6 protein-coding genes and 2 pseudogenes are annotated in these 9,011 nt (G+C 53.9%); all 8 read right to left on the bottom strand.

Annotated elements, in window-relative coordinates; translation table 11 throughout:
• Positions 1 to 124: 124 nt before the first annotated feature.
• Positions 125 to 769 carry a protein phosphatase CheZ gene (cheZ, locus tag ACSZPU_RS20420; protein WP_499002593.1) on the bottom strand — a complete coding sequence of 215 codons (645 nt, stop codon included), beginning with the start codon at positions 767 to 769 and terminating at the stop codon, positions 125 to 127.
• A 10-nt stretch (positions 770 to 779) separates the two neighbouring features.
• Complete coding sequence (cheY, locus tag ACSZPU_RS20425; RefSeq protein ID WP_039078693.1) at positions 780 to 1,169, bottom strand: chemotaxis response regulator CheY; 390 nt, start codon at positions 1,167 to 1,169, stop codon at positions 780 to 782.
• Positions 1,170 to 1,185: 16 nt separating this feature from the next.
• Positions 1,186 to 2,238 carry a protein-glutamate methylesterase/protein-glutamine glutaminase gene (locus ACSZPU_RS20430; protein ID WP_499002595.1) on the bottom strand — a complete coding sequence of 351 codons (1,053 nt, stop codon included), beginning with the start codon at positions 2,236 to 2,238 and terminating at the stop codon, positions 1,186 to 1,188.
• Positions 2,235 to 3,104, bottom strand: a complete 870-nt coding sequence (cheR, locus tag ACSZPU_RS20435; protein ID WP_499002598.1) for a protein-glutamate O-methyltransferase CheR — start codon at positions 3,102 to 3,104, stop codon at positions 2,235 to 2,237. The genes ACSZPU_RS20430 and cheR overlap by 4 nt, the downstream gene beginning before the upstream one ends.
• Before the next feature lie 19 nt (positions 3,105 to 3,123).
• Positions 3,124 to 4,721, bottom strand: a pseudogene (tap, locus tag ACSZPU_RS20440) (methyl-accepting chemotaxis protein IV).
• A gap of 42 nt (positions 4,722 to 4,763) precedes the next feature.
• Positions 4,764 to 6,428, bottom strand: a complete 1,665-nt coding sequence (tar, locus tag ACSZPU_RS20445) for a methyl-accepting chemotaxis protein II (RefSeq protein WP_499002601.1) — start codon at positions 6,426 to 6,428, stop codon at positions 4,764 to 4,766.
• Positions 6,429 to 6,565: 137 nt separating this feature from the next.
• Positions 6,566 to 7,543, bottom strand: a complete 978-nt coding sequence (locus ACSZPU_RS20450; protein ID WP_499002603.1) for a Csu type fimbrial protein — start codon at positions 7,541 to 7,543, stop codon at positions 6,566 to 6,568.
• A pseudogene (locus tag ACSZPU_RS20455) lies at positions 7,543 to 8,946 on the bottom strand (fimbria/pilus outer membrane usher protein); the annotation flags it as partial. The pseudogene ACSZPU_RS20455 and the gene ACSZPU_RS20450, both read right to left, overlap by 1 nt.
• Positions 8,947 to 9,011: the final 65 nt, after the last annotated feature.

Below are 9,011 nucleotides of genomic sequence, written 5' to 3' on the forward strand. Positions count from 1 at the left end.
CATGAGTAGCATTATTGGCAGAGCCAACTTATTGCTGACCACCTCCATAGGAGGTGGTGTTCATGCAAATATAAAAACGGGGAGATGTATAACACCTCCCCGTCTTCTCACGGCCTGTTAAGCATCAGAAACCGAGGCTGTCGAGCAGATCGTCAACCTGATCCTGGCTTGCCACCACGCCCGCTTTGCTCGCGTCGAGCTGCGGCCCGTTGAGCAGGCTTTCGTTTTCACGTTTCGGACGAGCAGACTGATCGGGAATGTTTTCGATCAGCACCATCAGCAGCTGACGTTCGATTTCCTGAATCACATCCATCATGCGTTTGATAACCTGACCCGTAAGGTCCTGGAAATCCTGCGCCATCATGATGTCTAACAGCTGTGCGTTGGTAAAGCTGGTGTGGCCCGGGACATCCCCAAGGAATTTGCGGGTATCGGTCACCAGTTCACGGGCATCGCCCAATTCGATAGGATTTTCAAACCACTCATCCCAACGTTTTGACAGCGACTTCGCTCCTTTTTCCATCGCATCCTGATGCGGTTGTGACGCTTCCACGCTATTAAGTGCGCGTTCAGCCGCCTGCGCTGTCATCTGTACCACATAATCAAGACGATCGCGGGCATCCGGAATCGCTTCCGCCGCTTCTGCAATCGCCTGATCCAATCCCAATTCACGCAAACTATCACGCAGCATACGTGTCAGGCTGCCGATACGGGCAATGATATCGCTGACTGAATGTTCTTCCGTAGGTTTAATTGAAGGTTGAATCATCGTCCAGTCCTCACATGCCGAGTTTCTCGAAAATCTTACCGAGTTTCTCTTCCAGGGTTGCAGCAGTGAAAGGTTTCACTACATAGCCGCTCGCACCAGCCTGAGCTGCTGCAATAATGTTCTCTTTTTTCGCTTCTGCCGTGACCATCAGTACCGGCAGCGAAGACATATTGCCGTCAGCACGAATCGTTTTGAGCAGCTCCAGTCCGTCCATATTCGGCATGTTCCAGTCGGAAATGACGAAACCAAAACCACCGGTCTGGAGTTTGTTCAGCGCGTCAACGCCGTCTTCGGCTTCCTCGACGTTGTTGAACCCCAGCTCTTTTAACAGGTTGCGCACGATACGACGCATCGTGGAAAAGTCGTCCACAACCAGAAATTTGAGCTCTTTATCCGCCATAAAACATCACTCCTCGTTAAATACGTATTGCCTGTCCGGCACTAATTTTTGCCAACATCTGCTGGCTTACCTGGCTAAGATCGACCACTTCGCTGACGCCACCCATATTGATAGCTTCGCGCGGCATGCCGAACACCACACAACTTGCCTCATTTTGTGCAATGGTCCAGGCACCAGCCTGGTGCATCGCTAACATTCCGGCCGCACCGTCGTTGCCCATCCCTGTGAGGATAACCCCCACGGCGTTGCGCCCGGCGTGTTTCGCGACCGAATGAAACAATACGTCCACGGCAGGACGGTGACGATTCACCGGTGGCCCATCGTGGATTTTAATCTGATAGTTTGCCCCGCTACGCGCCAGCTCCATATGCTTATCGCCCGGTGCAATATACGCATGCCCCGGCAGGACGCGCTCGCCATCTTCCGCCTCTTTGACGGTAATCTGGCACAACTTATTCAGGCGCTCTGCAAACGAACGGGTGAACCCTGGCGGCATATGCTGGGTAATAAGAATACCCGGACTTGAAAGCGGCAATGGCTGGAGTACATGACGAATTGCCTCTGTTCCTCCGGTTGACGCCCCAATTGCCAGCAATTTTTCCGAACTTAATAGCGGACCAGACTTGAGTGTTGCCGGCGGCGCGGCCATCGGTTTATGCGCCGCCAGACGGGCACGTGAGGCAGTACGCACTTTTTCGGCAATCATTTCGCTGTAGGCCAGCATGCCTTCACGAATACCGAGCTGGGGTTTAGTGACGAAATCAATCGCCCCCAGTTCCAGCGCGCGCAACGTGACCTCAGAGCCTTTTCCCGTCAGGGAAGAGACCATCACTACCGGCATCGGACGCAGGCGCATCAGTTTTTCTAGGAAATCCAGACCGTCCATTCGCGGCATTTCCACATCAAGCGTCAGCACATCAGGGTTAAATTTTTTAATTAAATCCCGTGCAACCAACGGATCCGGCGCCGTCGCCACCATTTCCATATCGCTGTGGCTATTGATAATTTCGGTCATGATTTGACGCATCAATGCAGAATCATCGACGGACATTACCCTGATTTTACTCATGCTTTATCCTTACTCAGCGCGTAAACGGTTTGCCCACGCAGGCTAAACTCACGCACGAGGTTGCTGAAATTCTCCGAATGCCCGGCAAAGAGTAATCCGTCAGGCTTAAGCAATGGTGCAAAACGATGCAAAATATCCTGCTGCGTCGTTTTATCAAAATAAATCATTACGTTACGGCAAAAAATCGCGTCGAACGGCCCAGGGACGTTATATTGTTTATCGAGCAAATTCATCGACGTGAAATCAACATAGTTCGCCAGTTCCTGACGCACGCGTACCAGACCAGCATGCGGCCCGGTACCACGCATGAAGTAACGCTGCAGCTGTTGTGGCGACAGCGTTTTCAGTTCGTCCTGGCGATAAATACCGCTACGGGCTTTTTCCAGTACTTCGGTATCGATGTCGCTGGCAATCACCTTAAAGCGACCCGGCGCCATACCCAATGCATCGGCGAGGGTAATGACGATGGAATAAGGTTCTTCCCCGGTCGATGCCGCCGCACTCCAGACGCGATATTCACCGGTGCGCTTGCGCGCATGTTCCGCAAGGACCGGGAAGTGGTGAGCTTCCCGGAAAAAGGCGGTGAGGTTGGTGGTCAGCGAGTTAATAAACGCCTGCCACTCAGCGCTATTTTGGTTCGCTTCCAGCATGCTCAGGTAGCGACCGAAATCATCCAGTCCAAGCGAACGCAAACGACGAACCAGGCGGTTGTACACCATGTCCCGCTTGTGGTCGGCGAGCACAATCCCCGCACGCTGGTAAATCAACTGACATATCCGACGAAAATGCGCGTCGGACAGCGCAAGGCGCTGGGTCATCTGTTGCATGAGTGATGACGTTTGCCCGGTAGGCAGTGATGATGTCATAGCGCCTTCTTAACCTGATTTATGAAACAACTGGCACGCCTTTGGGAAGTGCCACATCGGATGATGCGACATGCTCTTCAATCTTAAATACCGCCACCAGCGAGGTCAGATGATCCGCCTGGTGAGCTAACTGGTCGGTGGCCACAGCGGCTTCTTCAACTAGCGCCGCATTCTGTTGGGTCACCTGATCCATCTGGCTGACGTCCAGTGCGACCTGCTCAATGCCACGGCGCTGTTCATCCGAAGCAGAGGCAATTTCGCCCATAATATCGTTCACCTGCGTGACGGAGCGAACAATCTCCATCATGGTTTTTGCCGAGGTATCCACCAGCACGGACCCCTGCTCAACGCGTGAAACCGACTCTTCAATCAGACCTTTAATCTCTTTTGCTGCCTGCGCACTGCGGCTGGCGAGGTTACGCACCTCTCCGGCTACCACGGCGTAACCGCGCCCCTGCTCGCCTGCACGCGCCGCTTCAACCGCCGCGTTCAGCGCCAGGATATTGGTCTGGAAGGCAATACCGTCAATCACGCTGATAATATCGCCAATTTTTTGCGAACTGGTGGCAATGTCATGCATAGTGCTTGCCACATTTGATGCCTGCTGCCCACCTTTACGTGCCGTTTCCGCCGCGCTCTGCGCCAGACCAGACGCCTGACGCGCGTTATCGGCGTTTTGTCCGACGGTGGCGGTCAATTCTTCCATGCTGGCTGCCGTTTGCGCCAGCGAGGCTGCCTGCTGTTCAGTGCGCGCCGACAAATCGTTGTTGCCTTCGGCAATCTCCGAAATACCGGTGTGCATAGCATAGCTGCCCTGGCGGACTTCGGTCACGGTAGAGCGCAGTGCAGTCTGCATCTTTTTAAGGCTGGCAAAAATGGCCGAGATTTCATTTTTACCAAATACCGAAATCGGTCGGGCCAGATTACCTTCGGCGATGCTGTCAAAGTGACTACTAATAATAGCCAGCGGCTGAACGATCATTTTGCGCGACCAGAACAGCGCGGCGGATGTCAGCAGCGCGGCCAGAATCACCACCACCGCAAAGATTATCGCCGAACGCTGGTAGTTGCTTTGACCATCAGCCTTTGCCGATTCAATAAACTTGTTGATGTGCTGCTGCCAGGCATCAAAGTTCGCGTCAAAAGCACGCTGAGACTGCTCAACAGGTGCCGACATAAAATCGGACAACTGATTGCTCTCGAGCCACGCGGCTGGTGCTCCAGATCACCATGCCACGCGTCATAAGCTGCTTTTGTCCCGTCCTGCAAATTTTTACCTTCCGGCGTCATCGCAGGGGTGCCCAAAAGATCCTTAATGATCGCATCCGCAGCCTTCAAATGCGTTTTCGCCTGGCTCATCAGCGCCTTAATGTCGTCAGGCGGATAACTTAACGATGTCAGGGTGCCGGCTTTGTTAAGTGCGGTGCTCGCCTGCAATAAATATGCGCGGGTTTGCATCAAAGCGGTACGCTGGTTATTACTTTTTTCTACTTCTATTAAGTGGCCCGTACTTTCCCGAAACGCCCAAAACGATAAACCGTTGCTCCCTACCTGCAAAATGCCACAAACAATCAAAATCAAAAAAAGTGTCGTCGAAATTCTAATACGGTTTAACATCAACGCTCCCATCAGGCGGCAACATACCGCTGGTTAAGACTGCTAAAAAGTTTCCCAGTTATCATCTTGTCCGGTAGTTAGCTGACGAGCTCGTGAGGGAGTCGTTGCGACGGCTGCCGCCGGATTCAGCGCTCCCTGCGCGGTTCTTGCAGGCACAGAAGAAAGGCGGAAAGTGGAGATCGCCTGAGTCAATCTGCTGGCTTGTTCTTCTAATGCAGCCGCGGCGGCTGCAGATTGTTGCACCAGCGATGCGTTTTGCTGCGTGACGCGATCCATTTCGGATACCGCCAGCGCAACCTGGTCGATGCCACGGCTCTGTTCATCAGAGGCCGAAGCAATCTCACCCATAATGTCGTTCACACGGGTTACCGCATTCACGATATCGTTCATGGTTTCCCCTGCGCTTTCCACCAGCACTGAGCCGGTATCCACACGGGAAACAGAATCTTCAATTAATCCTTTAATTTCTTTTGCCGCCTGCGCACTGCGGCTGGCCAGATTGCGCACTTCCCCGGCGACGACCGCGAAGCCACGCCCCTGCTCGCCCGCACGGGCAGCTTCTACCGCGGCGTTGAGCGCAAGGATGTTAGTCTGGAAGGCAATACCGTCGATAACACCGGTAATATCGGCAATTTTCTGCGAACTGGCGGCGATGTCATGCATCGTTTTCACCACGCCATCCACCACTTTACCGCCGCGTTCAGCGGTATCGGAGGCGCTTTTTGCCAACAGCGAGGCCTGACGGGCGTTTTCGGCGTTTTGTTTCACCGTTGCGGTCAGTTCTTCCATGCTGGCGGCCGTCTCTTCCAGCGCCGAAGCCTGTTCTTCGGTACGGGATGACAGGTCATTGTTGCCCGCGGCGATTTCACTGGTACCCGAATGGATGGCATCAGAACCGGCACGCACATTGGTTACCGTATCAATAAGCGAGCGCTGCATATGCTCAACGCTTTCGGCCAGATCGGTCATCTCGCTGCGCCCTTCCACCACCAGGTTGTGGGTCAGGTTGCCGCTGGCGATTTCGCGAATATGTTTAATGACCGCGGTTAACGGTGCCAGCAGAATCCGGCGAATACCGTACCAGACCAGCATCAGCACCACGACCAGGGCCAGCGCAAGCGCTGCCATCTGCCATTTGGCGAAGGTGTAATCACTGACGCTTTCATCGTAGGCAGAGCGATACAGTGATTCACTTAACTGGGCATATTTACCCAGTGCGTCACCGAGGCCATTTTGCATGCCCTGGGTTGACTGCGCGAAATAGCCGTCCATGTTGCCGCCTTCAAGGAACTGCACCAGTTCCGTAAGACCCGCCGCATAGGTTTTATACTTTTCATCCAGCGCCTGACGCGCGTCTTCCATCGCAGGCACGACAGGCATGGCGCGGAAGGCATCATAATGTTTACCGGCATCAGCCAGACTGGCTTTGGCGCTTTTTAACAGCTCTGTTTTGGCACTACTTTGCTGGTTGTTCGGGTCCATCATCATGCGAGCGGACGAACGACTCAGGTTGATACGCGTTTGCAGCATCAGTTCCCAGGTTTTCGCCAGTTCGGTTTGTTGCATGCGCAGATCGTTGGAAACCGCAAAACTTTGCTGATTCTGTTTAAGAGAAGAGAATAAAAGACCGCCGGAGAGCAACTGTAGCAGTGCGAACACCACCAGTACACTCATCAGCATTGTGACAACGCGAATACGGTTCAACATGCAACACCTTCCTGAAAACTTGTTAACGCTGTTATCGGCAAGGGTCAAAGGAACTTTACATTTGCGAAAAGGAATTACACGTTCTCTACATCATCTTTTAAGCAGGCATACAACCGCCTGCTAATGACCGGGCCCGGTTACAGGCCAATATCGATGGTCAGGGTGTCGCTGTAGGTTCCCGCCGGCGGCGTGGTCTGGGAAGGCAAAACCTGTGCCGTATAGTTAAAAGTCCGTAATGTACCGTCGGTGCTGACTTGCGAAGAGGCTGTATTGCTCAAACGCTCAGAGCCTGTAGAGCCCCAGCGTGAGGTGGTGCTGCCCTTGTAAATTTCATAGCTAAGACTGTTACTCCCGTTCGCCATTTTCCGTGTGGTGCCGCTGGCGTTAACCCCATTATCAATCCCCAGCGTGTACGCATACCCTTTGGTACAGGTAACGGTGATGGCCTGCGAAATGGTCGGGAAGCTTTTGGCGACAGGCGCGCTGCCGAACGCCACTGCCGGTGCGGTGATCGCCGTGCAGTCATTGGTTATCGTCATACTAATCGGCAGGTTCAGTACCAGGTTGCCGGTTTGTGGCGTGGAGCACCCGGTCAGCACGGTACCGACCGCGCAAATGTTGTAATAGAGATTGAGGTTAAGTGTCCCGGTGTAAGGGCCAGCCGACACGCTTTGCCCGGTTACCGTGCGCAAATAGAGTGGCAGCGTGTAGCGTTTGGAGCCCAGTAGCGTCAGCAGAAACGTCCCGCTCCAGGTATAACCCGTACCGCCGTTGGTAATCTCCCCCGACGTACAGCCTAAGACGCCGCACAGTTTAACCGCGATGGTATCCGTCACGGTCAAATCATCGCTGCGCTTCATCACTCCCCGGTTAGAGACCAGCGTCGAGGCGCCCGTCATGGTGAGCGTAGCGAAGTCGTTGGTCAGTAGCGACAGTGCAGAATCGCAATCAAGCAACAAGTTGGTTGTAGCCGCCTGCTCGGTGGAATTGAGTGTAAAGGAGGATACCGAGGTGCCAAAGGATGGACTGGGCGTTGAAAAGCTGGCGGTACACGCAGACCAGGCCTGGGGGACAAATCCCAGTAGTAATATCAGGGTGAGCACGACGTTGCGCATCAGTTGCTCCTCTTACAAATCAGTGGGCCGTAAGTTTGCAGTTTATGCTCCGGATTCGGTTCGAGCGCGAAGCTCACGCGACAGTGCGAACCATCCGGCAATCTGACGTTCAACACGCTGACATCGTCCAGATTTTCAATCCACGCGATGCCGTCATAACCCACCACGGTTGATTTTTTCCCTTCCCGGCTGACCTCACTGGTCACTGGCAACGGGTTGTTCTGTTCGTCATGGAGAATGACGTTAGCGACACGCTCCTGCTCCATCGGAAAATCCACCAGATAACCGGTATGGCGGCGCAGTGCGACCCGCTGTTCGGTTTGCGCGACGCTGGTGTCGGCAGGAAGATTGAGCGTATCAATGCTGTAGGTGGCCGGATAGTAGGACGACACGCCGCTTATCAGCAGATAACCATTTTTGTTGGTTTTACCGATGGGCTGATTTTCATAATTTACCGGGATGTCTGCTTTGCCGTCGGTACTGACGACCACGAAGGCATCGGTTATCTTGTTAGCTGCCAGCAGTTCATTATCCATCAATACCACCGAGCCCATTGCCTCGCCCCACCACGTCCTCATGCTGCTGTAGCCATAGACGCCGCCCTGCAGTTCGATATTGTTATTACGCCAACCCAGCGTGCCCTGCTGGTAGCTCTCGCCCTGCGATTGTCGACCCAACGATGTGTTCCAGCTAAAGCCACCGTCGGACGGCATAGCATGGCTGTAGTTCACGCGCTGCGAACTACCATAGTCCGGGGAATGATCCACGGTAAAGGTGGCATTATCCCGCTCGCCAAACGGGATCTGGATGGACATCGCCACCGTCCAGTCTCCTCGCTGCCTGTCGTGGCTACCGGAGACATAAAGGCTGCTGGCGCCCCATAAACTTTTACTCCAGGAGAGGTTAAGCAGTTCGGTCTTGCTGTTATCAAAGCTGCGTACGCCAATCCAGGCCGCCCCCATGGTGCCAAAATCACCCAGGCTCCATGAGAGCGAATATTGATCGCTGCTGCGACTCAGGCTGGCGACAGGCTGAACGTAGCCATTCGGCGAATTATTGTAGTAATAATTTTGATCGTAGAGAGCGAGGTTGCCAAAGCCACGATCGCGGCGGATATGTTGTGTCGCAAGACTGAAGGAGCTGGTGCTGTACTGATATCCCCAGTTGAGCTGGTTGCCACTGTCTTTGTGCATTCTGCTCTCGGTCCAGGATCCGTTCACCACCCCAAGACGACCTATTTTTACCACCGCCCCTACCCCACCCAGCGCAAGCTCCTGCGCCCCCTCGCCATGGGCTTCGAGCGTCAAATAATCCGTTAGCCCGTAGCGGTAAGAGCCGCTGCCCACCAGCGGGCCATAGCTAAAATTATCGATACCATAATTACGCCGCAGGCTAGGCTGTGTCCCTTAATTGCATAACCTCTTGTAAAACAATCGGATGCAACCCAGCTTGACCATTGAAAGATAAT

Origin of the sequence: Phytobacter sp. V69, from assembly GCF_965644215.1 — a bacterium.
Lineage (GTDB): Bacteria > Pseudomonadota > Gammaproteobacteria > Enterobacterales > Enterobacteriaceae > Phytobacter.

Coding starts and splice junctions, on each gene's coding strand:
- cheZ (WP_499002593.1), bottom strand. CDS start 769: ATGATTCAACCTTCAATTAAACCTACGGAAGAACATTCAGTCAGCGAT.
- cheY (WP_039078693.1), bottom strand. CDS start 1,169: ATGGCGGATAAAGAGCTCAAATTTCTGGTTGTGGACGACTTTTCCACG.
- ACSZPU_RS20430 (WP_499002595.1), bottom strand. CDS start 2,238: ATGAGTAAAATCAGGGTAATGTCCGTCGATGATTCTGCATTGATGCGT.
- cheR (WP_499002598.1), bottom strand. CDS start 3,104: ATGACATCATCACTGCCTACCGGGCAAACGTCATCACTCATGCAACAG.
- tar (WP_499002601.1), bottom strand. CDS start 6,428: ATGTTGAACCGTATTCGCGTTGTCACAATGCTGATGAGTGTACTGGTG.
- ACSZPU_RS20450 (WP_499002603.1), bottom strand. CDS start 7,543: ATGCGCAACGTCGTGCTCACCCTGATATTACTACTGGGATTTGTCCCC.